This is a genomic window from Paucidesulfovibrio gracilis DSM 16080 (assembly GCF_900167125.1).
GTDB lineage: Bacteria > Desulfobacterota > Desulfovibrionia > Desulfovibrionales > Desulfovibrionaceae > Paucidesulfovibrio > Paucidesulfovibrio gracilis.
The window spans coordinates 26,714-51,580 of the sequence record NZ_FUYC01000007.1 but is presented as its reverse complement, the minus strand read 5'-3'; the positions used below and the strand labels follow the sequence as shown (position 1 = coordinate 51,580).

The following is a 24,867-nucleotide window of genomic DNA, read 5'->3' as shown; positions in this document are numbered from 1 at the left end:
GGGCTGCAAATGGCGGAACTCACACCACTCGGCGCTTTCTTTGAGAAGCTGCGGGAAAAAGGGAGCACGCTGCTGATCGCGATGTATGCGATCCTCGCGGTCCTCGTGGCCCTCAACTTCATCTGGACTCCGCACCATCCCCACTTCGGGCTGGATAAATATACGGGGTTCTGGGCCGGCTTCGGACTGCTTTTCGGTCTGGGCATGGTCATCGTCATGAAGAAAATCGTTCAGCCTTTTATCGCTCGGGACGAGGAATTCTATGATTCAGGCGACTAGTTTCATCCATCCTTCGTTGGGGTTTTTGACCCTGGCCCTGGCGCTGCCCTTTTTTAAGGGTGACTCCAAATACTGGCGTTGGCTGCTGCTTTTGCCGCCGCTGCTGGCCATTTATTCGGTGTTTGCCATGGAGCCGGGTGTCTACGGCACGTTGAACTGGATGGGCGAGACCCTTGTCCTGGGCCGGGTGGACAAATTGTCCATCATCTTCGCCCAGGTGTTCTCCATTGTCTCGCTGATCGGCTTCACCTACGCCCTGCATGTGGACGACAAGTTCCAGCATGCCTCTGCCGCGCTTTACGTGGCGGGCGGTTTGGGCTGTGTCTTTTCCGGGGACTACCTGACCTTGTTCGTCTTCTGGGAACTGATGAGCATCGGCTCCACGTTCCTGATTTGGTTGGCGCGAAACGACGCCTCAACCCGGGCAGGATTCCGGTATTTCCTCTACCATACCATTGGCGGACTCTTCCTGCTGGCGGGACTGCTGTTTCAGTACAATGCCACGGGAACCTTTGCCTTTGAGTACATCAACCCGGCCACAGCCAAATTTTACCATTGGCTGATTCTCGCCGGTTTCTGCGTTAACGCCGCTGTTGTTCCGCTGCACGCATGGCTGCCTGACGCGTATCCTCGCGGCACCGTGACGGGTTCTGTGTTCATGAGTGCCTTCACCACCAAGACTGCTGTGTACGTGCTTTGTCGCGGATTCGCAGGCTGGGAGGTGTTGGCAGTGGCTGGTACGGTTATGGCTGTCTACGGCGTGCTGTACGCCTGCATGGAAAACAACGCTCGAAGGATTCTTTCCTATCATATTGTTTCCCAGGTGGGATACATGGTGGCGGGTATCGGTATCGGCACCGCCATGACGCTCAACGGCGCCTGCGCTCATGCCTACGCCCATATCCTCTATAAGGGGTTGCTCTTCATGGGTGTCGGCTGTCTGCTCTATTCCGCTGGAACGCAGAAGCTCGATGAGTTGGGCGGTCTGGTCGGACGGCTTCCATGGGTGATGGTCCTTTACATGATAGCGGCCTTGTCCATCTCGGGCTGGCCATTGTTCAACGGCTTCATCTCCAAAACCATGACCATCACTGGAGCGGCCGAGGCGCATCGTACCTGGCTTGCATTGGGCATGGAGATTGCGGCCGTGGGGACGTTCATTTCAGTGGGCATCAAACTTCCGTACTTTGCGTTCTGGGGCGGCAAGCCCAAGAGCGACCGCAAGCTGCGGCCCATCCCCTGGAATATGTATACGGCCATGACAATCGGCGGGGCGTTGTGTATCGCGCAGGGCGTGTATCCGCAGATGCTGTACGCCTATCTGCCCTTTGAAGTGGAACACATGTACGTTCCCTGGACGACCTGGCATGTGCTGCAATCCCTGCTCCTGCTTGGATTCTCTGGCCTGGCTTTCTACTACTGCCGCAAGGTCATTACCCCGCACAAGCAGCTCAACCTGGATTTCGACTACTTCTACCGTCTTATCGGGAAGTTGGTGATGTGGCTGGTTTGCCGTCCCCTGGCGTGGATCGATGATCGCTGGACCAAGGCCTACCGCGTGGGCGGGCTGGCTGGTCTGATGGGACTCGCCAGAGGCTCCGCTTGGTTTGATCGCAAAGGAATCGACACCGTTGTAGACGGTTCGGCCTATACGGTCATGAACGTCGGCAAGCTCGGTGCCAAGGTGCAGACGGGCCGCCTGCAGGATTACCTGGGGTTGGCCGCCATCCTGGCGCTGTGTGTGTTCGCTCTGGTCTGGTACTTGGCCTAGATCGGAAAAAAAAACGGAGACGCGCTTTGGACTTCGGCTACCCGGTTCTGACCACATTGATAGTGTTCCCGCTTTTGGCGGCGGCGGGTCTGTTCGTCATTCGCGGCGAAGTTGCCGCGAGGATGTACACCATGATCGTTTCCATCATGGAATTGATCCTGGCCATCCCGCTTTATTGGTTCAACTTCTCATCAGAGTTCCAGTTCGTGGAGCGGATTCCCTGGGTGAGCGAGTGGGGGTTGGAATACCACCTCGGCATTGACGGCATCAGTTATCTCATGGTGCTGTTGACGCTCGCTGTCCTGCCGCTTTGCGTGATGTGCTCTTGGACGTACATTGGTAAACGGATCAAGGAATTCCACTTCTGCCTCCTGTTTATGACCAGTGCCTGTATCGGCGTGTTTTCCGCGCTTGATCTGGTCCTGTTTTACGTATTCTGGGAGGCCATGCTGGTACCCATGTATCTGCTCATTGCCGTCTGGGGTGGGGATCAACGGCGCTACGCGTCAATTAAGTTCTTCCTCTATACCCTGGCCGGGTCGTGCATGTTGCTGGTGGCGGTGGTTGCCTTCCGCATTGCGGGTGGAACCTTCTCCATTCCGGAACTCATGACCATGACCTTCAGCTTTAAGTTCCAGTTCTGGTGCTTCCTGGCGCTGGCGCTGGCCTTTGCCATCAAGGTTCCCATGTTCCCCTTCCATACTTGGTTGCCTGCGGCACACGTGCAGGCTCCAGCTGCCGGCTCCGTCATTCTGGCGGCAGTGCTGCTGAAGATGGGTACGTATGGATTCCTGCGCTTCTGTCTGCCGCTTACTCCGGCGGCCAGCGAATACTTCGCGCCGCTGATGATCGGCATCTCCGTGGCCTCGATTTTGTATGGAGGCGCGGTGGCTCTGGGGCAGTCGGACATCAAAAAGTTGGTGGCCTACTCCTCTGTGGGGCATATGGGTTTCGTAACGTTGGGCATCTTCCTCTTCAACGTCCGAGGCGTTGAAGGAGCGCTTTTCCAGATGCTCAACCACGGCATCGTCACCGGCGGTCTCTTCATGATGATCGGTGCGGTGTACGAACGGAGTCACAGCCGTGAAATTACCGACAACATGGGGTTGGGCAAGTATCTGCCTGCCTACATGTTCTTCTGGGGGCTGTTTGCACTGGCCTCCTTTGGCTTCCCGGGAACCAACGGGTTCGTCGGGGAACTGCTCGTCTTTGTGGGAGCGTTCAGCGAGAACGTCTGGCTTGGTGCCCTGGTGGTGCCTGGAGCCTTGATCGCGGCGGCGTACATGTTCCGCGTGTCGCTGAAAATGGCCTGGGGGCGTCCGACAACGGCCGCCAAGTGGCGGGATCTCAACTCCCGCGAATGGGTCTACCTGACCGTTCCCGCAGTGTTTGTGCTCTACATCGGCTTGCAGCCCGGCATCTTCTTCAAGATCATTGATCCGTCCATCGAAAAGCTCTTGGACGACTTTGGGGAGAGGTCCCAGTTGGTGCAGGTGGAAGAGGAACAACCGTTGCAACTGGCCGCCCGCGATCTCTTTGGTGACGCGGAAGCGGTGAAGAACTAGGGAGTTGCGAACGTGAATTTCAACCTGATAGCTATTGTCCCGGAATTGTACCTGCTGCTGGTCATCGCGGTATTGTTCGTGTTCAGTCTCGGCAGCAGGGACTGGGAGCCGCCTGTTGAAAAATGGCTGCCGTTTGCGGCTGGCCTTGGAACCCTTGTTACCATCATCTCCTTCTGGTCGCCGCATGGACTCATGTTCTACGGCGTCTACAAAGTGGACTTCATGTCGTTGTTCTTCAAGGGGGCCATCGCATTCGGCTTCTTTGTGACCGTACTGAACGCCACTCGCAACCAGACGCTGGATGACGACAAGCGGCCGGATTATTACCTGCTCATGGCGTTGTCCGCTTTCGGGCTGATGATCATCGCCTCTTCGGTGGAATTGATCACCATTTATTTGGCCATGGAGCTTTCGTCCTATTGCGTGTACGCCATGATCCCGCTTCGCGCCCACGACAAAGGAGCTGCGGAAGCGGGCATCAAGTACATTCTGTTCGGCGCCGTGGCCACGGCCATCGCCCTGTTCGGGTTTTCGTATGTACTGGCCGGAGCGCACACCAGCTATATCAGTGAGCTGGCCAAGGTGGATTGGAACTTCGCGACCAACCCCATGGCTGTTGCGGGTCTGACCATGTTCATGGGCGGCATGTTCTTCAAGCTGGCCTTGTTCCCCTTCCATTTTTGGTGCCCGGACCTTTACCAGGGAGCCAGCAACGAGACCACCGCGTATGCCGCTACGCTGCCAAAGCTCGGCGCCATCGTGGTACTCATCCGGTTGGCTGCCCTGTTCGAGCCTGGAATGGAAATCATGACCATCATGGCTGTGCTCGGCGGCATTTCCATGACCTACGGTAACTTTGCGGCATTGGCCCAGACCGACATCAAGCGTTTGCTCGGATTTTCCTCCGTTGCCCACGCCGGGTACATCATGGTCGGGCTTGTGGCCGGAACCGCGGCCGGGATTTCGGCTGCGGCGTTCTATGCCCTGACGTACATCCTCATGAACCTGCTTTGTTTCTGGGTTGTCAGCCGCATTGCTGTTGATGGCCGTAACCTGCGGTTGAAGGATTTGAACGGTCTGCACAAGCGTTCGCCTGGCCTTGCTTTTTCTCTGGCCATTGGTGCGTTTGCCTTGGTGGGGTTGCCCCCGACCATGGGATTCATGGGCAAGTTCTTCCTGATCACTGCCGCATGGAACAACGGGTACAACTGGTTGGTCATCTTGTTGGCCGCTAACAGCGCCATAGCCATCTACTACTATCTGAACATGGTGCGCCACGCGTACACCAACGATGCCGAAGAAGAGCTTCCTTTGCCGGACAACAGCCCCTTCAGCGTTGCCGGGGCCGGAATGCTGGCCGCCGTGGTGTTCATCCTGGGAGTTATCCCCGGACCTGTGTTCAACGTGGCGATTCAGGCGGGCAAGGCAATGATGCCCTAGCTCTCCAGGCTGACTGCCCAGCATCGGAACCAAAATGGGGGACTTCCAAGGAAGTTCCCCTTTTCTTTGGCCCATGGTACGATTTGCAGGCAAACAGGGACAAAGGAGCCATCATGCATGAAGTCAGCCTTGGAAATACATTGCGGGATTTTCTCACAGGCGAGGAAATCGAGGAAACCACATACGAGGAGTTCCGGCAGGCCTTGGCCCGCTTGCTGGTGGAAGAGCGGGGCTATCCGCGTGAGCAGATCAAGGCAAAAGTTCCGTTCGCCTATGTGGTGGACGGGGAAACCTTCCGACGCAACCTAGACTTGGTAGTCTATGATGACGCGGAACGACCGATGCTCGTCGTAATATTCTGTTCGGGCAGTGTGAGTAGCTTTGAGCGGGAAACTGCCATTGCGGCGCGTCTGGTGGAAAATGGCCCCGCCGCCCTGGCGGTGGTCACCGATTCTAAAGAGGCGCTGTTGCTTGATCCGGCCACCCGGGAGGTGATCCGGGAGGGAATGGCGGCTATTCCTCACTGGGAGGATTTATTGAACCATGTTGAAGAAGCAAAGCCGCAGCCAGTCACGGAAGAAGAACGAATCAAGTTGATCCGCATTTTTCACGCCTATAACGGCTTCCTCTTGGATAGTTGTTGTTCCGCCGAGTGTGGCGGGCCATTCAGCAAGGAAGGGGAAATGAAATAATGCACCGCTGCCCTGCATCTCGCGGAAGCAGCGCGGCAGAGGGCTGCGGGGTGCGCTGGGTTTGGGTCTTCTTAGCCGGGGATTGCTGTCGGTGGAGGCAAATCAGCGCATAACCTCCTGCAAAACGGATGATCGGAACAATTGGAACGGCGCATGCTACTGATGCATGCGCCGTTTGTGTTTATTCATCGGTGAACTCAAAGCAGTCTTTTGGGCAGCAAGCCATGGCGTCCCGGATTTCTTCTTCCGTAGCTTCCTGTCGTTTCAGATAAGGGCGCTCCGTCTCATCATCCCAGCCGACAATTTCAGGACACATCTCCACGCAGCCCATGCAGCCGTGGCAAGGACCAAGGTCAAGACTCAAGGGCCGTTTTCTGTTCGCTTCGTTCATTTTATTCCTCCTGACATTAAGGAAATAAGTCCGACTTTCTCTCTCGGCAAGTCGTGCGGAAGAGGTGCCTACTCATTTATTGTGTTGGTGGATGGGCATGAAGTCGTTGCCAGGCCACTTCGTGAACCTGTCAGCATCCCGGAATAGGGGGGGCGGAGCAGGTTTTCGACTGCACAGGAGGGATTTTGTGGAATAATCGGAACGGGCGAAGGATGAAATCGGGGTTGAAATAAATTGGTGATGAACAGGTGGCACTGGATGTTTCCACGTCGGGTCAAAGAATAAGGGCCGGGAAAATCAAACCCCTCCCCGAGGTAAACGGGGAGGGGAAAGGGGCGCACGGGTATCGGCATGCCCGAGCGCGAAGAGGACAAGGTATCCCTTTTTTTATTGAGCGAGCCATTCGGCCACGCGATCGGGATTTTCCTTGACCCAGCGGGCTGCGGCTTCAGCCGGGCTGGATTCACGGCCCCAAAGCATGACTTGCTGGCATTCGTCCATGGTCCAGTGGAAGTTGTCCAGAATGCTGAAGGCGTGGGGAGCGTCGTCTTCCAGGCCCAGGCGGGCAACGGAAGCGATGTATTCCTCACCACCAAAAGACTTCTTGGGATCCTTAAGGTACTTGAGATCCCAGCGAGAGAACTTCCAATGCGGACTCCAGGCGGTGACGACCACGGCTTTGTTTTCTTCAATGCGGTTTTTCAGCACGGCGGTCATGGTGGCACCGGAGCCTTCCATCAATTCAAAATCATCCAGCTCATAGTCTTCAACAGCATTCTCCGCGTTGACCATGATGCCGGCACCGGGGTCGATGCCGATGATACGGCCTTCGAACATGTCGGCGTTGTCTTTGAGATCGGCAATGCTGTCAAGCTCCACGTAAGTGGGCACGGCCAAACCGATGCGGGCGCCTTCCAAGTTCGGACCGAGAAGATTCACCTGATCCTTCAGGCGCTTCAGGTACTGGCCCTGGGTCTTGGGCAGCCAGCCGCCGGTGAATCCGTCCACATCACCGGTAGCGGCGCTGGTCCACATGACGGCGGCGCTGACGGGAATGATTTCAACTTCGTATCCGGCCTGTTCCAGAACCAGTTTGATCACGTTGGTGCTGGCAACGGTTTCAGCCCATTCAACATACGCGAGTTTGATTTTGTCCTGGTCGGCATTGGCAGAGAGAGGGAGGCAGAGGCAGGTTACGGCAACCAAAGCTGCCAAGATCTGCTTGATGCGCATGAACGTTCTCCTTTTGGCCCTGCGACAGGGCTTGCTTGGCGTGATTTCCAAGGGTATTGCTACCCATTGATCCGATTCAAACGAGCTGTCTACCTCGAAACGACGATTTGCGGCAAACGGTAAACCGTAATGGCAGTCATAACAAAACGTAATGGGTAGGAATTGATACAGGGATGCAAATACATCTGGATACGGAGTTGTTGCGGACGCTGGTGACCGTGGTGGAATGCCGCAGTTTTACTAAAGCCGCACGGCAGTTGTGCCGCACGCAGGCCGCCGTGAGCGGGCAGGTCAAACGCTTGGAAAAACAAGTGGAACAACGATTGTTTGAGCGTGACAGCCGACATGTGGATCTTACCGAAGCGGGGGAGACCTTGCTCGCCTATGCCCGGGAGGTTTTGGCGCTCAACGACGCCGCAGTGGATGCGTTGCGCACGGGAAGAAGTTTGGGCGCGGTGCGTTTGGGCCTGCCGGATGATTATGCCAGCTTTTTCCTGCCGAGAGTATTGGAGCATTACAGTCGGCAATGGCCGGATGTGCAGGTTGAAGTCTGCTGTGAGCTTAGCGTGGACCTGATGCCCAAATTCCTGGGGGGGGAGTTGGATTTGGCTTTGGTCACCCGGCAACCCCGGAGCCGGGGAGGGGAAGTTGTTCGACGCGAACGGCTGGTCTGGGCTTCAGCGTGCGGCGGACGTGCACATTTGGCCGATCCGCTTCCTCTCGCCATGTTTCCACCCGGATATTGCGCGTTTCGCGATGCCGCTTTGGAGCGATTGCGCCGCCAGCGTCGTCCGTATCGCGTCGTGAGCGTGAGCCGAAGCCTTTCGGGAATCAGGGCCACTGTATCGGCTGGACTGGCCGTGACGGTCGTTTCGGAAAATACGGTTTCAAGTGATATGGAGGTACTGGACTCTGACAGTGGCTTGCCGGATTTGCCAAGCATCGACATCACGCTGCACGGAGGGGATGCCGGTGCTCCGGCTCATGTGCGCGGGCTGGCTGAGGCCGTGCATAGAATATTGGGCGATCCGGCCGGCTGGCGGGGGGGCGAACCGACCACTGAACAATAAAACGGTCCACACCTCGGGGCGCGGACCGTTTGTATATTTCGATGAAAAGAGAGGGGGAAGGTTGATGTGTACAGGGACGAAATGACGGACCGCAGGGGGGGCGCAGCACAGGCTGTTCGAAGAGACCCGGCGGGCAAGCGATCCAAAACGTCGTGATCGCTGTGTGGCCTGCTACGCAAAAATCTGTCAGTAGCGCATCAAGGCAGCAGATGTCCCCTCAAAAATCCGCCTATACATTGAACCGAAATTCGATGATGTCTCCGTCCTTGACCACGTATTCCTTGCCTTCAAGCCGGGCCAGGCCTTTGTCTTTGCAAGCTTTGAACGTCCCATGCGTGAGGAAATCGTCATATCCGATGACCTCGGCACGGATGAATCCCTTTTCAAAATCCGAGTGGATCACGCCTGCGGCTTCGGGAGCCTTGGCACCCTTGCGAACGGGCCAGGCTCGGACTTCTTTTTCTCCGGCCGTGAGAAAGGAGATGAGTCCCAGCAGGTCGTAAGTTTTGGCAATGACTTTGTCGAGAGCTGTTTCCTTGATACCCAGATCGTCAAGGAACATCTGACGCTCTTCCGGGTCTTCCACTTCGGCAAGTTCGCGCTCCAACTTGGCGGCCACGGCGATATGATTCTGGCCGGGGCGTTCTTCCGGCAATTCCAGGGCCGCGAAATCCGCTTCTCCGCCATTCCAAATGTAGAGCACGGGTTTGGCCGAAAGGAAGGCAAATCCGCGCAATTCCGGAGCATGCGCCAAGTCCTGGTCTTCACGCAGGGGCGTTTCGTTCTCCAGGCATTCCATGGCCCGCTTGAGCAGGGCTTCCTGGGCGGCGTCATAGCCGGGCGCGTTCTTTTTTTTGTCCAGAACCATGCGCTCCAGCTTTTTTTCAATGACGGCCATGTCCGAGACCATCATGTCCGCTTCAATGGCCTGCCACTGCTTGTGCGGGTCGTTGAGTCCGGAAAAAGCGTCCAGAACCCCGAGAAGGCAGTCGTAGGAACGGACCTCATTGAGCACTCGCTCACCAAGTCCTTCGCCCTTGCCACCCCCACCGGGGATGTCGAGGTATTCGATCTCGCTGTAGGTGACCTTGCGGGCCTCGAACAGGGTAATGAGCGGATCGAGCCTCGGCTCGGGCACCTTGACCATGGCACGATTGCCCGCCAATGCGGCGGGACCGGCAAGGGCGGCGAACAGGTCGGTCTTGCCCGCGCCCGCGAAACCGAATATTGCGGTCTTCATGTGTGGAAACCTCGTACTGATGCGATTTGCGAAAGCAGGGCGGTTCTACATGATTCCTGCACGGATGCAAAGCCCTGGGGCCGGATGTGGCCCGAGCCGGGCAACGGCTTGAAAAACAAGGGGAACCCATGGAACAACATGTTTTTTTAATTGGCGCCCGTGCCAGCGGGAAGACCACTCTCGGGCGGGAATTGGCCCGTGAGCTGAACGAAGGGTTTACGGATACGGATGCGATCGTGGTGGAGCGAATCGGGATGGTGGTGGAAAAATATGTTGAACAAAATGGGTGGGCAGCGTTTCGTCGGGCCGAGTCCCAAGCCCTGCGGGATGCAGCGGATCAGCCTCCCCATATTGTGGCATGCGGGGGCGGGATTGTACTCAGCCGGACAAATCGTGATATATTGCAGCAAGGGGTGGTCGTGTATCTGCGCGTGCCGGAAGAAGAACTGATTCGGCGTCTGGAGAACGATCCCAAATCAGGGCAGCGTCCTTCACTCACGGGACGCGGGCTTGTCGAAGAGGTGCGGGAGGTTCTCGGGGAACGCGAGCCTTTGTATTGTTCCTGCGCTTCTTTGACAGTGGAACACGGCACATTGGCGCAGCAGGTGCGTGTGGTGCAGGATTTCCTTTCTTCCTCGATGGGTTGAGGTTTTTCGTCGTCAAGCGTACGAGGCCAAGATGCGATCCAAATTGTTTTCACCGTTCTGGCTTCCTATTTGGTCGTTTCTCGGAGCCATTTCCCTGGGCGGAGCGATCCTGCATTTCGACTTTGCCCAGCAGCCTGGAAACGCGCCCTTGAGTTGGCTGGATGCTCTGTTTACCTCCACGTCCGCTGTCTGCGTCACCGGTCTTGTGGTCGTGGATACCGGAACGAGCTTCAGTTTTGCCGGTCAAGGCATTCTCCTCTGTCTCATTCAATTGGGCGGTCTAGGCGTTATGACCTATTCCAGCCTGATTTTTTTTCTCCTGGGGCGTCGGGTTTCCCTTGCGGATAGGACCGCTGTAGGGAAAACACTGCTGCATGACCCTTCGTTCAGTCTGCGTCGTTTTATCCTCTTGGTCGTGCTGGGAACCCTGGCACTGGAGGCCATGGGGGCGTCGGCCTTGTTTCTGCTGGATACACAGGGATTCTCCGTTTGGAGCGCGGTGTTTCATTCGGTATCCGCGTTTTGCAACGCGGGCTTTTCCCTGGAAGCGGACAGTCTGACCAGCTGGCGCGGTAATCTGCCGGTAAATTTGGTGTTCATTTTTTTAATTACAGTGGGGGGACTTGGTTTTTTTGTGATCCATGATTGCGTCCGTGTGTTGCGTGGGCGCTGGAGTCCCCGGCCGGAGTCTCTTCGGCCGCGGCTGACCTGGCATTCACGCATGGTGCTTTCCACCAGTTTGTTTCTGGTGTTGGCCGGAACCGTGGCGATTTTTTTTGCCGAGATGCTGGGAGGAGTCTGGGAAGCTTCCTGGAGCGAAATCGGGCTTGCCGCTCTGTTTCAATCGGTTTCCTGCCGCACCGCCGGGTTCAATTCGCTAGAAGTTGGCAATATGACGAACGTGTCCCTGCTGGTCATGATCGGACTGATGTTTGTGGGGGGATCACCCGGATCTTGTGCCGGAGGCGTCAAAACGACAACGGCCAGGGTCATGTGGGCGTTTTTGAAGGCCCAGTTCCGGGGGGGGCAGCAGGTCAAGGTGGGACGTTTTGCCGTGGACCGGCTGACCATGGGACGCGCTTTTACTTTGGTCGCTGTGGCCGCTATGCTGATTTGTACGGCCACGCTGGTACTTAACATCGTGCAAGGGGGAGACGTGCCGCATGCCGAGGCGCGTGGGCTTCTCCTGGAAACTCTTTTTGAGGCGACCTCGGCCTTTGGAACCGCTGGGTTGAGTACCGGCATGACGGCGAACCTTTCCGTGGTCGGTAAGCTATTGGTCATGACGTTAATGCTGGTGGGGCGGCTTGGGCCGATTTGGCTGCTCTCCGCCTTGGTTGCCTGGCAGGAGGAACCGCGATACCGCCTGCCGGAAAAGGATGTTCCACTGGGCTAGACCGACGGGCTGCCGTGACATGACGGCAAGGGAGAGGATATGGGAAAACGAATTGAAGTGGGCATCATCGGCCTGGGCAAGTTTGGATATTCCCTTGGCGAGGCACTGGCGGAACTGGGCCACGACGTAGTGGGCGTGGACATCAGCGAAGCCCATGTGCGACACGCGCAGGAAGTGCTGACCCAGGTTTTCCAGGCCGACGGCACGGACCCAAAGGCTTTGGAGCAACTTGGATTCAAGGATTTGGATTATGTGGTCGTTTCCATTGGCCGGTCCATGGAAGCCAGCATTCTGGTGGCGCTCAATCTACAGGAATTGGGTGTGAACAATATTTGGGTCAAGGCTGTCAGTCCTGAGCATGAAAAGGTGCTCAAGCGGCTCGGCGTTGATTTTGTTGTCTTTCCTGAGCAATTTGTGGCGCGGCAACTTGCCCACCGGCTCGCTGTGCCGGGGTTGCTGGACTATCTGGCCCTGGGCAAAGGGGTGCTTGTCCGTGAGGTGGAGGTGGAGCACTGGGGCGGCCGCACATTGCGTGACCTGCGGCTGCCCACGGATTACCGCGTACAGGTCGTGGCCTGGAAGCACAAGGAAGACCGACAGTTTAGTTTCGTACCAGGGCCAGACATGACCCTGCACGATGGGGACGTGCTGGTGGTGCTGGGCAATGCCGAAGATGTGATCAAAGTGACGGGGTGAGCATATGAGCGGGAATGTGTTTGGTGAATTGTTTCGGTTGACGACCTATGGAGAATCCCACGGTCCCGGACTTGGCGGGGTCATTGATGGTTGTCCCGCCGGGGTGCCGCTGAATGAGGCGATGATCCAGGCGGATTTGGATCTGCGTCGCCCCGGAAAGGGACCGGCCTCCACCGCACGTCAGGAGGCGGATGCCGTGCGGTTGCTTTCCGGCGTGTTTGAGGGGGTGACCACGGGGACGCCCATTGCCTTTCACGTTGCCAATCAGGATCAGCGCTCCAGGGACTATTCGGACATCAAGGACGTGTTTCGTCCCGGGCATGCGGATTTCGGGTTTCATGCAAAATTCGGGGTGCGCGATTACCGTGGAGGCGGCCGTTCTTCCGGGCGGGAAACCGTATCCCGCGTTGCCGGGGGCGCTGTGGCTGCTCAACTGCTCGCGCTGGAAGGTATTTCCGTTCAGGCCCGCACTGTGGAGCTTGGAGGCCTGCCGCCGGTGGCCGGTGAAGTGGACTGGGACACAACCCGGGAGATGCCGTTTTTTGCGCCGGGTCCGCAAACCGCGGAACAATGGGAGCAGCGCATCCGCGACGTGAAGCGCCAGGGCGACACGCTGGGCGGGGTGGTTGAGATCCGCGCCCAGGGCGTCCCGCCCGGGTTGGGCGAACCTGTATTCGGGAAGCTGGATGCGCGCCTGGCCGGGGCATTGATGAGCGTGGGCGCCGTAAAGGGCGTGGAAATCGGCGAAGGATTTGCCGCGGCTCGTCTCCTGGGTTCCCAGAACAATGACCCCATGACGTCCAAAGGGTTCGCGAGCAATAAATCCGGAGGCGTATTGGGCGGCATCGCCTCGGGGCAGGATGTGCTGGCCAGGGTGGCTGTGAAGCCGATCCCTTCCATTGCTCTGGAGCAGCGCACTGTGAACAGCGCCGGAAAAGAGGCGACTATTCGCATTGGCGGACGACACGATATTTCCGCCATCCCACGCATCGTACCTGTGCTGCGCGCCATGGTTTCCCTGGTGCTGGCGGATTTGATCTTGCTGGATCGACGTCTTGCCCGCCAACGCTGAGTCTTTGGGATTGGTGGTTGCGGCCTAGCCGGGAACATCGTATAGATAGTAAAATGAGAAGTATGTGCAAGGAAAGCATGACCAAGGATGTGTTGCTGCGGCACGCGAAACAATTGCAACAGCCGGGACCGGAAGCCGCTGCGGAGTTCGATTCCGCCAAGACCGGCCTTGCTGAGGAAGTGTCCAACATCATGGACAGTCATCCCCGCCGGTCCGACTGTTATCCCGATGCGCTTCGGGAATTGATGCGTACCAACCACGTCAACCATTTTGAGTTCATGAGTTCGGTGTTTCAACTGTACGATCCCCAGGTGTTGACCGAGACCGTGGGCTGGGTGTTGCAGACCTACATGGCGCGTGGGGTGCAGCTGGAGTATTGGCGTGTGATGCTGCGGGAAAGTCTGCAATTGTTCGAGCGTCGATTGCGTCGGGAAACATATGGTGAGATCGAGCCGTTTTATCGGTGGATGCTTGATCACCTTGATGATTTTGCGGCTCTTCCAAAGGATTCGGACTTTTGGACCTTGCATTCCGGTACTCCGGGAGACGCGCATGGAGGGTAGCGCCGTGCGGATGTCGGAAGCCTCATTCACGGACATACGACTGGAAGGCCTTGCGGAAACCTACTTCCAATTGCTCATGGCCGGGGAACGGCTCCGTGCCTCAGAACGTATACTGCGGGCCGTTCACGATGACGGCATGAGCGTACGCGATGTATATCTGAACGTCTTTCAGCCCGTGCTCTACGAAGTGGGCCGGCTCTGGCAGGCCAATGTCATTTCCGTAGCCACCGAGCATTACTGTACGGCGGCTACCCAGTTGATCATGTCCCAATTATTCCCGAACATCGCCTCGGCGCCCAAGATCGGCAAAAGCATGGTGGGCTGTTGCGTGGGCGGGGAGTTGCATGAACTGGGCATGCGTATGGTTTGCGATTTTTTCGAAATGGAGGGCTGGCATACCTATTACCTGGGAGCCAACAGCCCGGATCAGGCCGTTGTGGAAGCCCTGGAGCAGCGTGAAGCGGTGTTGCTCGGGATATCGGTATCGCTGACGTCCAATGTGCATTTGGTGCGCCGTTTGGTGCGCTGCGTGCGGGATTCCCAGGTCGGAGCGTCCGTTCAGGTGATGGTCGGCGGCCTGCCGTTTTTGCTTAATCCTGGCCTGGTGGAGCAGGTAGGAGCGGATGCCTCTGCACGCAATGCCGAGGAAGCCGTGGCCGCGGCGTACAGGCTCCTGGAGTCGCCGAAGTGATGCAGGAACGTGCCTTAGCCGCCGGGGCGGTCTTTCAGTGCGATTCGTATGGGCATGTTGAACGCGTCCTGGCCGATGGGCTGGGGTTGTTCCACAACCGCCCCGCGTCGTTTTTTTCGCTGCTTGATCTTGGATCCCAACCAAAATTCCATTCATTTTTGAATACGTTGAACGCGCATGGTGCGGCTCTTTCCTGGGAAATGAACGTGTTGACCGGGAACGGTGCCACCCCCATGACGTTTTTCGGACTGCGTTCCTCGGATTCGTTGTTCTGCATCGTGTCCCGCTCTCCGGACAACCTCTTTACGCTCTATGACGATCTGCTAGCCATGCTCAATGAGCAGGCCGCGCTGTTGCGCGATGCACAGCAGCGAAAAGGCAATGGGCATGAAGAGGAAGATCGTATGCTGACGGACTTCATGCAGCTGAACAATGAGCTGGTCAATGCGCGCCGTGAATTGACGCTGAAAAATCAGGAAGTGGAACGCCAGGAACAACGCTTGCGCCGCGTGCTCAACTCCATACCCGATGCCGTGTTTGTTGTGGATCGGCAAGGCAAGGTCTTGTTTTCCAATCCTGTGGCGGTCTGCTTGTTCGACGGCTGTCCGGAGTTGGGTAAGCGATGGCTGCCCATGATTCACGAATGTGGGGATGAGCCTCGGGAGATTTGCATGCTCACGGAAGGGGATAACGTGACGCTGGAATTGCGTGTTTCCACACTGGATTGGGAGGGTGAACCTGCGTATCTGGTCTCCATGCGGGATGTGAGCGAACGGCGCAAGCTGGAGATGGTGCGGGAAGATATGGAGCGGATCACACACCATGACATCAAGTCCCCGCTCAGCGGCATCATCAGCCTGGCGGCCATGTCAAGGGAGGATGAGGGGCTTACTCCGGAGCTGCGGCAGCAGCTTGGCATGATTGAAAACGCGGGATACCGCGTTCTGAAGATGGTCAACATGTCCCTTGATCTCTATAAAATGGAGCAGGGGAACTATACGTTCCATAACGAAGATGTTGATTTGATTCCCATCGTGTTCCGGACTCTGGACGACAAGCGACCTATGCTCCGGGCGCGGGGAGTGCAGACCCATGTACGACTCAACGGTACCGCCGTGCAATCCGGTGATGCCCTGGTGATTCGGGCCGAGGAAACGCTGTGTTATTCGATGCTCGCCAATCTGGTGGCCAACGCGGTGGAAGCCTCGCCTGACGACGGATCCGTCGAAGTTGATATGACGGCAGGACGGACGCAGGTTTGTATCGATATTGCCAATCAGGGCGCGGTGCCTGAAGAGATACGCCACCGCTTTTTTGAAAAGTACGTCACTTTGGGGAAACGCTCTGGTACCGGGATCGGAACCTACTCAGCCAGGCTGATCGCAAAGACCCTGGGAGGGGACGTGATCATGCGGACTGACGATCAAACAGGGACGGTGGTCAGCGTCCGCCTTCCGTGGGGAGTGGAAGACGCACCCGCCGATGGCGCGTGAAGCCTTCTCCGCTTGAGGGTTATTTTTCCGACTTGAGGCGGACGGCCGTTCCGTAGCAGGAGTAGTAGCGGTCCCCTTCGGGGTGGAAGGATACGGATTCACGATAGGCCAGCACCGCATCCGCGTTTACGTCCAGTGCTTGCGCCACAAGACCGTAAAATGCATTGTCAAAGCTGAAGGATCGGCAGACCAACAGCCCAAAGGTGCCCTGGATTTGTCGATTCGGCATTTCATCCGTGGTGACGACTCTGACCTTACCCGCGAGATAGTGTTCCCGCGCCATGGCGATTCGCCGATCCTGGCGGTCGTCCTGGGCGTGGGGATTTTTTTTGGGTGCGCCGAAGATGAGAGGCATATCGTTCTCCTGCCATACGATGAGGATGAAGTGTTGTAGCCTGGGAGCGGGGCGATGCGCAAGCGCATGGCTTGGTGCAAGCTGCGGGAGGACGCGCCCCCCGCAGCTTGGAATGCGGTGCGTACGCTCAGGGTTTGACCGTAAGGTTGTAGGCCTCGTCCCAGAGCAGGTATTTCCGGGCCAGCTCGCGTAGGTCCGACGGCTTCAGGGTCTGGGCCAGATCAATGAGTTCTTTTTCCATGTCCCTGTCCAGTCCCTGCACCAACAGATTGGCAGCTTGGCGGCTACGGGAGAGCAAGGTCTGGTGGTCCTGGTAGTATTCGCCGGTGAGGACGTTTTTGGCCCGTTCCAGCTCGTCGTTCGGAAGGGGCGCATCATGCAGCATACGCACCGTGCGTTCAAAGCCTTCTTCGGCCTGTTGGAGCTTTTCCGGCTCCGTACCGATGTAAAATGCCATGAAGCCGGTTTTAGGCGCCTGCCAGAGCAGGGCGGTCACAGTGTAGCCGAGTCCCTCCTTGTCCCGCAGGTCGCGGAAAAGCAGTCCGCTTTGGCCGGAGAGCGCGGCACGCAACAGCGTCAGTCCCGCGCTGGCCTCCAGGTTTTCCGTACCCGGTACAGGGAAGATGGTCAGCAGGTGGGCCTGATTGCGGTCCGGGAGATGCATCTCGGATACTTTTTCCGTGTTCCAGGCAGGGCGAACATACGTGTATTCGTTGCCTGGGCGGGTCAACTCCGTGGCCAGGCGGGAGGCAAAGGCCTCGATCCCCTTGGCGTCAAAGGTGCCGCATACGGCCATGACGAACGGCATCTGTGACTGACGTTCCCAGAAACGTTCGATCTGTGCCGGACTGAAGGCGTCCACCTGTTCCACCTCTCCTGCATGGAGAAAGGCATAAGGGCCATCCTGGAACAGGAAGGGGAAGATATGCCGGAAGGCCGTGGCGAGTGGCTTGTCTTCCCGCAGTTTGATGCTGGCGACCTGGTCCTGCTTGGCCCGGTCGATTTCCTTAAGAGGCCATGTAGGAGCCGTGAGCATTTTTTCAAAGACCGGCAAAACGTCTCCGGCAAACCACGCCGGATATTTGGCGTTGAAGGCGAAGGTGTCGCGCCCGGCCATGGCTGCGGCGCTGGCCGCTCTGTCCGAGAGGTAATCCTCGATCTGGGTGGCGGTCATGTCCGGGGTTCCTCTGGTCAGGGCTTTGGCCGTAAGCGTGGCCAAACCTTGTTCCGTGGGATCCAGGGAACCGTCACCGCCTGGCCAATACAGGGATAAGGCCGTGTAGGGGAGAGTGTGGTCCGGCAGGAGGACCAGGGTGCTGCCTCCGGGCAAGGCGATTTCGCGGACGTTGCCTTGTTTCGGCGCATCCTCGGCTGCCTGTTGCTCAATCTGGCGGGGCCAGTGGGCGTTCACGGCGTTGGTCATGGCCCGGGCGTTGATCTCCGTGCCCTCCGGCGTGAGCAACGCACCGGAAAGTCGTTCCGGGCGCAGATACTCGGCCATGAGTTCTCCCAATTCTGCACGGTCCACGCGAGCCAGTTCATGAAGATAGTAGGCTTCCGCGTTTTGTCCGCCGTAGAAGAATTGGAAGGCACCGAGCTTGGAAGCCAGGCCGGAAAGCGTCTCTTTTGTCAGGAACAGGGAATCCGCGAGGTTAAGCTTCGCGCGCTCCAATTCCCGATCCGTCAGGGCCGAAGCGTCCAGTTCCGCAAAGTAGTCCAGCAGCTCGGTCCAGAATTCGTCAAGGTTTTCCGCATCCAGTGTCGCGGAAATATAGAACATGCCCACCCGGTCCAGGGTCAGGGCGTAGGTGCTGATGTCGTCCACGAGTCGCTTTTGATATTTGAAGGTACGGTAGAGGGGCGAAGTGTCGCCACCTCCCAAAGCCTGGCCGAGCACCTCAAGCCCCGTGGCCTGGGCAGAACCCAGGTCCGGAATGGGAAAGCCCAGTCCGAGATATACCTTGTTCCATTTTCCGGGAACAACCTGGATTTGTGGACCGTTGGGAGCGGGCAATGGAGCTGCCGTTACTTCAGGTACACTCTGGGTGTTTTTATATTCCCCAAAGGCTCGGCTCACTTCGTCCAGAACCTGCTCCGTGTCCACCTTGCCGGTGACCACCAAGAGCATGGATTGAGGCTGGTAAAGCTGGGCGATATACTCCTTGATATCCTCGGCTGTGAACGAGGATACCGTGTCGCGGTAGCCGATGATGGGCCATTCATAGCTGGTACCGGGCCAGACCATGGATTGAAGCGCCTTGAAGAGTTTTGAACCGGGAGCGTCTTCACCTCGTTCCAATTCCGCCAGAACGACTTCCTTTTCCGGTTCCAGTTCGTTGGGATCAATGTTGGCGTGGAAGGCCATTTCGCGCACAGTTTCCAGTCCGAGCTTCCACTCCTGATCCGGCACTTCAACATAATATACGGTATAGTCCCAGCTGGTCCCCGCATTGAGGCTGCCGCCCACGGATTCGATCATCCGGGCGGTTTCTCCTGGAGCGCGGTTGGCCGATCCCTTGAACACCATGTGCTCAAGCAGATGGCTGATGCCTGCCTGGTCCGGGCGTTCATAGGCGGACCCGGCGTGGACGTAAAGCCGGACCGTGGTCAGGGGAAAACGGTCGTCCTCTTTGACGAGCACGGTCAGCCCGTTTTCAAGGCGGGTCACCATGGGGGCTTCGGCCTGGGACACGGCCTGGGTGAAGTCGAATCCGTTTTGAGCCGGGGTGGAGATCGGTTGCGTTTTGCCTGCGCAGGCTGAAGTCATGAGCAACAACCCCAGCAGCAGTATGGTTCGATACATGCGGTATGCACTCCTTTTTCTCCCATAGTTAGATTCTTTTTCGGCGTTGTCGAGGGGTGTACTCGGGCGTTTCCAGCGGTGTCAAGCCGGGAACGGATAACGGTTTTCAATAGCGCATATTGACAAAAGATTCACAAAGGTACAAGTAAACCTTTCCGCTTGGAGGCTTTTATATGATCAGTCCACTTCTTTCCCGGAGGGTGTGATGACCGTTGAAACCAGCATTATCGCTGGCAGAACGTCGAAGTGGGACGGCATTCTGGATGTTTGCCAGATGTTGTCCGGCGTCGGCTTGATCCTGTTCATGTGGGCGCACATGATTTTGGTGGCGAGTGTCCTTATCGGACCGGGCGTAATGAACGCTATTGCTGAATTTTTTGAAAGCACGGGTATGGCCCAGGTCGGCGGACCGCTGATCTTTTTGCTTTTCCTTTTTCATTTCCTTTTGGCCGCGCGCAAGCTGCCGTTTCGTTTCGAGGGCATGAAGATTATTTTTTCCCATGCCAAAATGATGAGTCACAAGGATACGTGGCTGTGGATCGTGCAGGCGGTTACGGCCATGATTATTTTGATCATGGGATCCATCCACATGTGGGTAGTGCTGACGGACCTGCCCATTACCGCGGCCAAGTCCGCAGCGCGCATCCAGGGTGGATTCTGGACGGGGTTCTACCTCGTGCTGTTGCCCATGGTGGAAATGCACGTGGGCGTGGGGCTGTACCGCATCGCCGTGAAATGGGGCGTGATCAAGGCTGACGGCCGTGCTGGACTGCACCGGGGTGAGAACATCCTGACCCTCGTGTTTATCTGTATCGGACTGGCGACCCTGATTCGGTTCTGGTTCATCAACGCTCTGGCCTAGGAGGGACGCCATGCAGACCATTTATACGGACGTACTGGTCATCGGCGCGGGACTTGCCGGAGAACGCGCTGCCATTGAAGCGGGACAGGCCGGTTTCTCGGCCATATGCTTGAGTTTGGTTCCGGCGAGACGGTCGCATTCCTCGGCAGCGCAGGGAGGCATGCAGGCGGCGCTCGGTAATTCCGCCATGGGTGAGGGCGACTGTCCGGACGTGCATTTCGAAGATACGGTCAAGGGGTCCGACTGGGGCTGTGACCAGGAAGTGGCCCGCTTGTTTGCGGAAACCGCCCCCATTGAAATGCGACGTCTGGCGCACTGGGGCGTACCCTGGAACCGCGTGGTTCCGGGACGCAGCAAGTACTTTAAGGGCGGCAAGGAATTTGAAAAAGTTGAAAAAGAGGAAAATCGCGGGCTGATCACGGCCCGTGCTTTCGGCGGGACAGCCAAATGGCGAACCTGCTACGTTTCCGACGGCACCGGCCATTCCGTGTTGTTTACGGTGGACAACCGCTGCGCCCAGCTCGGTGTGGAAGTTCACGATAAAACCGAGGCCATTGCCCTGATTCATGACGGAGAAACCTGCTACGGCGCCGTGGTTCGCTGCTTGAAGACCGGTGAGTTGCGGGTCTATCTTGCCAAGGCCACGATGATCGCCTCCGGCGGGTTTGGCCGTATTTACCCCAATACCACCAACGCGGTGGTTTGCGATGGCGGCGGACACATTACGGCCCTGAACACCGGCGTGGTTCCCATGGGCAACATGGAGGCCGTGCAGTTTCATCCCACGGGCATTGTGCCCACCGATATCCTCGTTACCGAGGGATGCCGGGGGGACGGCGGTACTCTGCTGGATGTGAACGAAGAGCGCTTCATGCACATCTATGAGCCGGAAAAGGCCGAGCTGGCTTCCCGCGACGTGGTCTCCCGCTGGATGACCCACCACATTCGTGAAGGCAAGGGCGTGAAAAGTCCCTACGGGGATCATCTCTGGCTGGACATCCGTCACCTGGGTGAAAAACACATCACCGGAAAGCTCCGTGAAGTGTATGAAATCTGTACTGGCTTTTTGGGGATTAATCCTATCCATCAGCTCATCCCGGTGCGTCCCACGCAGCATTATTCCATGGGCGGCGTGCGTACCGATAAGGACGGCGCCGCATACGGACTCCGCGGGTTGTTCGCTGCGGGCGAAGCCGCGTGTTGGGACATGCACGGCTTCAACCGCTTGGGTGGAAATTCCCTGGCGGAGACCGTGGTTGCCGGCGGTATTGTCGGCCGGAAGATCGTGGAATACGTGCGTGGAGCCGAAGTCAGCTTCAACTCTGCGGTTATTGACGAGGCCGTGGCCCATGAGCGTTCGCGTATCGATGCGCTGATCGCCGGGAGCAACGGTCGGGAAAATGTGTACAAGGTGCGGGCCGCCATGCAGGATTCGCTGAATCGCGGTGCTAACATTTTCCGTAACGACGCCGACCTCAACGTGTGCGTGCAGGAATTGCAGGATACGTTGGAACGCGCCCGCAAGGTGGGGCTTGCCTCGGACGGTCTTGGAGCCAACCCGGAACTGTCGGCCGCGCTGAAGATCGAGGGACAGGTGAAAATGGCCCTTATGGTGGCCTATGGCGCACTGGAGCGTACCGAATCCCGCGGTTCGCATAACCGTGAGGATTATACCGCACGCAACGATCGGGATTGGCTCAAGCGGACATTGGCGTATTGGAAAAACCCTGACGATGACCTGCCTTCCCTTGAGTATGAACCGGCAACCTCCACCTTTGAAATTCCGCCGGGCTATCGCGGTTACGGAAAGATGGACATCATTCCCATGGACGGTCAGGAGACCGAGGCCGATTCCGCGAAAGGGGCGGACGCCGCCGACGACAAAGGCAAGGATGGCGGAGAGTCCGCCGATGCGAAGGGGGATAAATAAATGGCCAGACTGCTGAAGTTCAACATCTTCCGGTATAATCCCCAAAATTCGGAGTCCACGCCGCACATGGACGAGTTCGTGTTGGAGGAAACCGACTCCATGACCTTGTTCATCGCCCTGAACCGCATCCGCGAGGAAAAGGACAGCTCATTGCAGTTCGATTTTTGCTGTCGCGCGGGAATTTGCGGCTCTTGCGGCATGGTCATCAATGGGCGGCCCGGATTGGCCTGCCACACCAAAACAAAAGATCTTCCCAGCGAGATAACGCTTCTGCCGTTGCCCGTGTTCCAGCTGGTGGGTGATCTTTCCGTGGATACTGGCTCCTGGTTCCGCGAGATGTATAATAAAGTGGAATCCTGGATTCATACGAACAAAGAATTTGATCCGTCCGCCGAGGAAGAGCGCATGGAGAACGAGGTGGCCGAGTCCATCTACGAGCTGGATCGTTGCGTGGAATGCGGCTGCTGTGTGTCGGCTTGCGGCACAGCCCGCTTGCGCGACGATTTTCTGGGCGCGGTTTCCCTGAACCGCGTGGCCCGTTTTGTCATTGATCCGCGCGACCAACGCACGGACAAGGAATACTACGAGATCATCGGTAACGATGAAGGCATCTTCGGCTGCATGGGATTGTTGGCCTGCGAGGATGTCTGTCCCAAACACCTGCCCCTGCAGGATCAGCTCGCGTTTTTGCGGCGCAAGATGGGCATCACGGCCATCAAGAGCTTGTTTTCCTGCAAGAGCTGCAAATAGGGCGGAGGAATGAGCATGCGAACGATTCAACCGGCGGAGATAACCGAGGCCGTGGCCCGGATGTGTGTTTCCGCCAACGTCAATTTGCCCGATGATGTGCGACGTGCTTTGGAAGCTGCATTTGAGCGCGAGGAGTCGCCGTCGGCCCGGGAAATTTTCCGGCAATTGCTGGAAAATGCGGATCTCGCAAAAAATACGGGTTTGGCGCTTTGCCAGGATACGGGGCTGGCGGTTTTTTTTGTGGAATTGGGGCAGGAGGTCGTGGTGGACGGCAATTTGGCCGAAGCCATTGATGAAGGGGTTCGCCAGGGCTACAAAAAAGGCTTCTTGCGCAATTCAGCCTGTAACCCCCTGACCCGTAAAAACACCGGCGACAATACGCCTTCCATCATCCATACGGATGTGGTCCCTGGGGACAAACTCAAGATTACCTTCATGGCCAAAGGCGGGGGAAGTGAAAACATGTCCCGCGTGACCATGCTGGCTCCGGCCCAGGGATGGGAGGGTATTAAGAAATTCGTGGTCCAGCGTGTGGCCGAGGCTGGTCCCAATCCTTGCCCGCCCACCATTATCGGCCTGGGCGTGGGCGGCACGTTTGACCATGCGGCCAAGATATCCAAGCGGGCCTTGGCTCGTGCCTTGGACGACGTGCATCCCGACCCCGAGGTGGCGGCTATGGAACAGGAACTTCTGGACGAGATCAACGCGTTGGGCATCGGTCCCATGGGCATGGGCGGCAAGACCACCTGCCTGGCCGTGAAGATTGCGCTGGAACCTTGCCATATTGCCAGTCTGCCCGTTGCCGTGAACATCCAGTGTCATTCGGCCCGGCATGAGGAGGTGGTTTTGTAATGAGCGAATACAACTTGCAAACGCCACTTACGGACGAAGACGTCGTACAGCTTAAAGCGGGTGATGTGGTGCGCCTTTCCGGTGTCATTTATTCGGCCCGCGACGCCGCACACAAGAAAATCGTGGACCTGCTCGACAAGGGCGAAACGCCGCCGTTTCCTTTGGAAGGGGCTGTGGTCTACTACGTCGGTCCCACTCCCGCGCCTCCCGGGCGGGCCATTGGGGCGGCCGGTCCGACTACGAGTTATCGCATGGATACCTACGCGCCTCGGCTGCATAGCCTGGGCCTTAAGGCTTCCATAGGCAAGGGCAAACGGAATGACGCGGTGAAGAATGCCCTCAAGGAACACAAGGCCGTGTATTTCGGAGCCACAGGTGGTGCCGGCGCTTTGCTTTCCCAATGTATCGAACAATCCAAGGTGATTGCCTTTGATGAATTGGGACCGGAAGCTGTTCGCGCCATGAAAGTGAAGGATTTCCCGCTGCTGGTGGTCAATGACTGCCACGGGGGTGAATTATACGTGAAACCGAAGCTTGACCCCGACGGGTAATTGGTGCATTGAGGGGCCGGCGGCTTGGTCCGCCGGTCCCTTTCCTTTGGTGGAAAGGCCTTGAAATCCTTGCCTTAGGGGTGAATACTCATGGAAAATATTTTCAATAATATTCGCGACAACAGCCAGGAAAAAAATCATGAGGGTCGGGTGTACGTTCCGTACCCCGGTGCCGATGAAAAGTATGACGATGGTCAGGATTGGCGGATTTACAATCCCGGCAAGTATCGTGACCCCAACTGGTCGCCTGAAAAGGAATAGACCACGCGTATTTCTGCTTTGCGTTCCTGTTCCAGCAGCCTCCCCGCGCTCATTCCCCCGGCCTCTCAGCAGCACCGCCTTCGATACTGAGCCGCGTTCTTTCGCCTGATCCGCCGCCGCCACGTCTTCCTTGTTCTTTCTGCAGCATCATCCCGGATCATTCTCTTCGTGTTGATATTTCCGCATGGTTCGCCCTGTCCGGGCAGGGCGAACCACTTTTTTTGTTTGGCATGTTGTTTACTGTTGTTCATCGTTGATCATACT

24 protein-coding genes are annotated in these 24,867 nt (G+C 57.4%); 19 read left to right on the top strand and 5 right to left on the bottom strand.

Annotated features, from left to right (window positions below):
- The first annotated feature begins 9 nt into the window (after window positions 1-9).
- The 5 genes from B5D49_RS08880 to B5D49_RS08860 all read left to right on the top strand — a co-directional run bounded on the left by B5D49_RS08880 (window position 10) and on the right by B5D49_RS08860 (window position 5,747).
- Entirely contained in the window at window positions 10-279 is a 270-nt protein-coding gene (locus B5D49_RS08880) for a hypothetical protein (protein ID WP_078717341.1), read from the top strand.
- Window positions 263-2,050 carry a Na(+)/H(+) antiporter subunit D gene (locus B5D49_RS08875; protein WP_200806785.1) on the top strand — a complete coding sequence of 596 codons (1,788 nt, stop codon included), beginning with the start codon at window positions 263-265 and terminating at the stop codon, window positions 2,048-2,050. Before B5D49_RS08880 ends, B5D49_RS08875 begins: the two co-directional genes overlap by 17 nt.
- A gap of 26 nt (window positions 2,051-2,076) precedes the next feature.
- On the top strand, window positions 2,077-3,615 hold the full coding sequence (locus B5D49_RS08870; RefSeq protein WP_078717340.1) for a complex I subunit 4 family protein: 1,539 nt from the start codon (window positions 2,077-2,079) through the stop codon (window positions 3,613-3,615).
- A 12-nt stretch (window positions 3,616-3,627) separates the two neighbouring features.
- Complete coding sequence (locus tag B5D49_RS08865; RefSeq protein WP_078717339.1) at window positions 3,628-5,055, top strand: NADH-quinone oxidoreductase subunit N; 1,428 nt, start codon at window positions 3,628-3,630, stop codon at window positions 5,053-5,055.
- A gap of 113 nt (window positions 5,056-5,168) precedes the next feature.
- Window positions 5,169-5,747, top strand: a complete 579-nt coding sequence (locus B5D49_RS08860) for a type I restriction enzyme HsdR N-terminal domain-containing protein (RefSeq protein WP_078717338.1) — start codon at window positions 5,169-5,171, stop codon at window positions 5,745-5,747.
- A 181-nt stretch (window positions 5,748-5,928) separates the two neighbouring features.
- Here B5D49_RS08860 and B5D49_RS08855 read toward each other — a convergent pair whose 3' ends face one another.
- Complete coding sequence (locus B5D49_RS08855; protein ID WP_078717337.1) at window positions 5,929-6,138, bottom strand: ferredoxin; 210 nt, start codon at window positions 6,136-6,138, stop codon at window positions 5,929-5,931.
- A 387-nt stretch (window positions 6,139-6,525) separates the two neighbouring features.
- Window positions 6,526-7,371 carry a glycine betaine ABC transporter substrate-binding protein gene (locus B5D49_RS08850; protein WP_078717336.1) on the bottom strand — a complete coding sequence of 282 codons (846 nt, stop codon included), beginning with the start codon at window positions 7,369-7,371 and terminating at the stop codon, window positions 6,526-6,528.
- Window positions 7,372-7,544: 173 nt separating this feature from the next.
- Here B5D49_RS08850 and B5D49_RS08845 point away from each other — a divergent pair, with 173 nt between their 5' ends.
- Window positions 7,545-8,441, top strand: a complete 897-nt coding sequence (locus B5D49_RS08845) for a LysR family transcriptional regulator (RefSeq protein ID WP_078717335.1) — start codon at window positions 7,545-7,547, stop codon at window positions 8,439-8,441.
- Window positions 8,442-8,670: 229 nt separating this feature from the next.
- On the opposite strand, the gene B5D49_RS08840 is transcribed toward B5D49_RS08845, so the two are convergent.
- Window positions 8,671-9,681, bottom strand: a complete 1,011-nt coding sequence (locus tag B5D49_RS08840) for a DUF933 domain-containing protein (protein WP_078717334.1) — start codon at window positions 9,679-9,681, stop codon at window positions 8,671-8,673.
- Between the two features lie 128 nt (window positions 9,682-9,809).
- Between B5D49_RS08840 and aroL the strand changes: the two genes are divergently transcribed.
- The 7 genes from aroL to B5D49_RS08810 all read left to right on the top strand — a co-directional run bounded on the left by aroL (window position 9,810) and on the right by B5D49_RS08810 (window position 16,239).
- The gene (gene aroL / locus B5D49_RS08835; RefSeq protein ID WP_078717333.1) at window positions 9,810-10,328 is read left to right on the top strand and encodes a shikimate kinase AroL; all 519 of its coding nucleotides are present in this window, start codon (window positions 9,810-9,812) and stop codon (window positions 10,326-10,328) included.
- A gap of 31 nt (window positions 10,329-10,359) precedes the next feature.
- A complete protein-coding gene (locus B5D49_RS08830) occupies window positions 10,360-11,724 on the top strand; it encodes a TrkH family potassium uptake protein (protein ID WP_078717332.1) in 1,365 nt (454 codons plus the stop codon).
- A gap of 39 nt (window positions 11,725-11,763) precedes the next feature.
- Complete coding sequence (locus B5D49_RS08825; protein ID WP_078717331.1) at window positions 11,764-12,420, top strand: potassium channel family protein; 657 nt, start codon at window positions 11,764-11,766, stop codon at window positions 12,418-12,420.
- 4 nt (window positions 12,421-12,424) lie between these two features.
- On the top strand, window positions 12,425-13,492 hold the full coding sequence (gene aroC / locus B5D49_RS08820) for a chorismate synthase (protein WP_078717330.1): 1,068 nt from the start codon (window positions 12,425-12,427) through the stop codon (window positions 13,490-13,492).
- A gap of 62 nt (window positions 13,493-13,554) precedes the next feature.
- Entirely contained in the window at window positions 13,555-14,055 is a 501-nt protein-coding gene (locus B5D49_RS14865) for a hypothetical protein (protein WP_159447184.1), read from the top strand.
- Window positions 14,045-14,746, top strand: a complete 702-nt coding sequence (locus tag B5D49_RS08815; RefSeq protein WP_159447183.1) for a cobalamin B12-binding domain-containing protein — start codon at window positions 14,045-14,047, stop codon at window positions 14,744-14,746. The genes B5D49_RS14865 and B5D49_RS08815 overlap by 11 nt, the downstream gene beginning before the upstream one ends.
- Window positions 14,746-16,239, top strand: a complete 1,494-nt coding sequence (locus tag B5D49_RS08810) for a sensor histidine kinase (protein ID WP_078717328.1) — start codon at window positions 14,746-14,748, stop codon at window positions 16,237-16,239. Before B5D49_RS08815 ends, B5D49_RS08810 begins: the two co-directional genes overlap by 1 nt.
- A gap of 19 nt (window positions 16,240-16,258) precedes the next feature.
- On the opposite strand, the gene B5D49_RS08805 is transcribed toward B5D49_RS08810, so the two are convergent.
- Together B5D49_RS08805 and B5D49_RS08800 are read right to left on the bottom strand one after the other, a co-directional pair.
- The gene (locus B5D49_RS08805; protein WP_078717327.1) at window positions 16,259-16,594 is read right to left on the bottom strand and encodes a hypothetical protein; all 336 of its coding nucleotides are present in this window, start codon (window positions 16,592-16,594) and stop codon (window positions 16,259-16,261) included.
- Between the two features lie 127 nt (window positions 16,595-16,721).
- Window positions 16,722-19,397 (bottom strand): M16 family metallopeptidase, encoded by a 2,676-nt coding sequence (locus B5D49_RS08800; protein WP_078717326.1) that lies wholly within the window; start codon window positions 19,395-19,397, stop codon window positions 16,722-16,724.
- A 205-nt stretch (window positions 19,398-19,602) separates the two neighbouring features.
- On the opposite strand from B5D49_RS08800, the gene B5D49_RS08795 reads away from it, so the two are divergent.
- From B5D49_RS08795 to B5D49_RS14960, 6 genes are all read left to right on the top strand, one after another.
- A complete protein-coding gene (locus tag B5D49_RS08795) occupies window positions 19,603-20,259 on the top strand; it encodes a succinate dehydrogenase/fumarate reductase transmembrane subunit (protein WP_078717325.1) in 657 nt (218 codons plus the stop codon).
- A gap of 10 nt (window positions 20,260-20,269) precedes the next feature.
- Entirely contained in the window at window positions 20,270-22,189 is a 1,920-nt protein-coding gene (locus tag B5D49_RS08790) for a fumarate reductase flavoprotein subunit (RefSeq protein ID WP_078717324.1), read from the top strand.
- Window positions 22,190-22,939 carry a fumarate reductase iron-sulfur subunit gene (locus B5D49_RS08785; protein WP_078717323.1) on the top strand — a complete coding sequence of 250 codons (750 nt, stop codon included), beginning with the start codon at window positions 22,190-22,192 and terminating at the stop codon, window positions 22,937-22,939.
- A gap of 15 nt (window positions 22,940-22,954) precedes the next feature.
- Window positions 22,955-23,791 carry a fumarate hydratase gene (locus B5D49_RS08780; protein WP_078717322.1) on the top strand — a complete coding sequence of 279 codons (837 nt, stop codon included), beginning with the start codon at window positions 22,955-22,957 and terminating at the stop codon, window positions 23,789-23,791.
- Window positions 23,791-24,342 carry a Fe-S-containing hydro-lyase gene (locus B5D49_RS08775; RefSeq protein WP_078717321.1) on the top strand — a complete coding sequence of 184 codons (552 nt, stop codon included), beginning with the start codon at window positions 23,791-23,793 and terminating at the stop codon, window positions 24,340-24,342. Before B5D49_RS08780 ends, B5D49_RS08775 begins: the two co-directional genes overlap by 1 nt.
- Before the next feature lie 90 nt (window positions 24,343-24,432).
- Window positions 24,433-24,603 (top strand): hypothetical protein, encoded by a 171-nt coding sequence (locus B5D49_RS14960; protein ID WP_200806784.1) that lies wholly within the window; start codon window positions 24,433-24,435, stop codon window positions 24,601-24,603.
- Window positions 24,604-24,867 lie beyond the last annotated feature (264 nt).

Bases quoted from the DNA above. Each gene is read 5' to 3' on its own strand.
- B5D49_RS08880 (WP_078717341.1), top strand. From the start codon at position 10: ATGGCGGAACTCACACCACTCGGCGCTTTCTTTGAGAAGCTGCGGGAA.
- B5D49_RS08875 (WP_200806785.1), top strand. From the start codon at position 263: ATGATTCAGGCGACTAGTTTCATCCATCCTTCGTTGGGGTTTTTGACC.
- B5D49_RS08860 (WP_078717338.1), top strand. From the start codon at position 5,169: ATGCATGAAGTCAGCCTTGGAAATACATTGCGGGATTTTCTCACAGGC.
- B5D49_RS08855 (WP_078717337.1), bottom strand. From the start codon at position 6,138: ATGAACGAAGCGAACAGAAAACGGCCCTTGAGTCTTGACCTTGGTCCT.
- B5D49_RS08850 (WP_078717336.1), bottom strand. From the start codon at position 7,371: ATGCGCATCAAGCAGATCTTGGCAGCTTTGGTTGCCGTAACCTGCCTC.
- B5D49_RS08845 (WP_078717335.1), top strand. From the start codon at position 7,545: ATGCAAATACATCTGGATACGGAGTTGTTGCGGACGCTGGTGACCGTG.
- B5D49_RS08840 (WP_078717334.1), bottom strand. From the start codon at position 9,681: ATGAAGACCGCAATATTCGGTTTCGCGGGCGCGGGCAAGACCGACCTG.
- aroL (WP_078717333.1), top strand. From the start codon at position 9,810: ATGGAACAACATGTTTTTTTAATTGGCGCCCGTGCCAGCGGGAAGACC.
- B5D49_RS08830 (WP_078717332.1), top strand. From the start codon at position 10,360: ATGCGATCCAAATTGTTTTCACCGTTCTGGCTTCCTATTTGGTCGTTT.
- B5D49_RS08825 (WP_078717331.1), top strand. From the start codon at position 11,764: ATGGGAAAACGAATTGAAGTGGGCATCATCGGCCTGGGCAAGTTTGGA.
- aroC (WP_078717330.1), top strand. From the start codon at position 12,425: ATGAGCGGGAATGTGTTTGGTGAATTGTTTCGGTTGACGACCTATGGA.
- B5D49_RS14865 (WP_159447184.1), top strand. From the start codon at position 13,555: ATGTGCAAGGAAAGCATGACCAAGGATGTGTTGCTGCGGCACGCGAAA.
- B5D49_RS08815 (WP_159447183.1), top strand. From the start codon at position 14,045: ATGGAGGGTAGCGCCGTGCGGATGTCGGAAGCCTCATTCACGGACATA.
- B5D49_RS08810 (WP_078717328.1), top strand. From the start codon at position 14,746: ATGCAGGAACGTGCCTTAGCCGCCGGGGCGGTCTTTCAGTGCGATTCG.
- B5D49_RS08805 (WP_078717327.1), bottom strand. From the start codon at position 16,594: ATGCCTCTCATCTTCGGCGCACCCAAAAAAAATCCCCACGCCCAGGAC.
- B5D49_RS08800 (WP_078717326.1), bottom strand. From the start codon at position 19,397: ATGTATCGAACCATACTGCTGCTGGGGTTGTTGCTCATGACTTCAGCC.
- B5D49_RS08795 (WP_078717325.1), top strand. From the start codon at position 19,603: ATGACCGTTGAAACCAGCATTATCGCTGGCAGAACGTCGAAGTGGGAC.
- B5D49_RS08790 (WP_078717324.1), top strand. From the start codon at position 20,270: ATGCAGACCATTTATACGGACGTACTGGTCATCGGCGCGGGACTTGCC.
- B5D49_RS08785 (WP_078717323.1), top strand. From the start codon at position 22,190: ATGGCCAGACTGCTGAAGTTCAACATCTTCCGGTATAATCCCCAAAAT.
- B5D49_RS08780 (WP_078717322.1), top strand. From the start codon at position 22,955: ATGCGAACGATTCAACCGGCGGAGATAACCGAGGCCGTGGCCCGGATG.
- B5D49_RS08775 (WP_078717321.1), top strand. From the start codon at position 23,791: ATGAGCGAATACAACTTGCAAACGCCACTTACGGACGAAGACGTCGTA.
- B5D49_RS14960 (WP_200806784.1), top strand. From the start codon at position 24,433: ATGGAAAATATTTTCAATAATATTCGCGACAACAGCCAGGAAAAAAAT.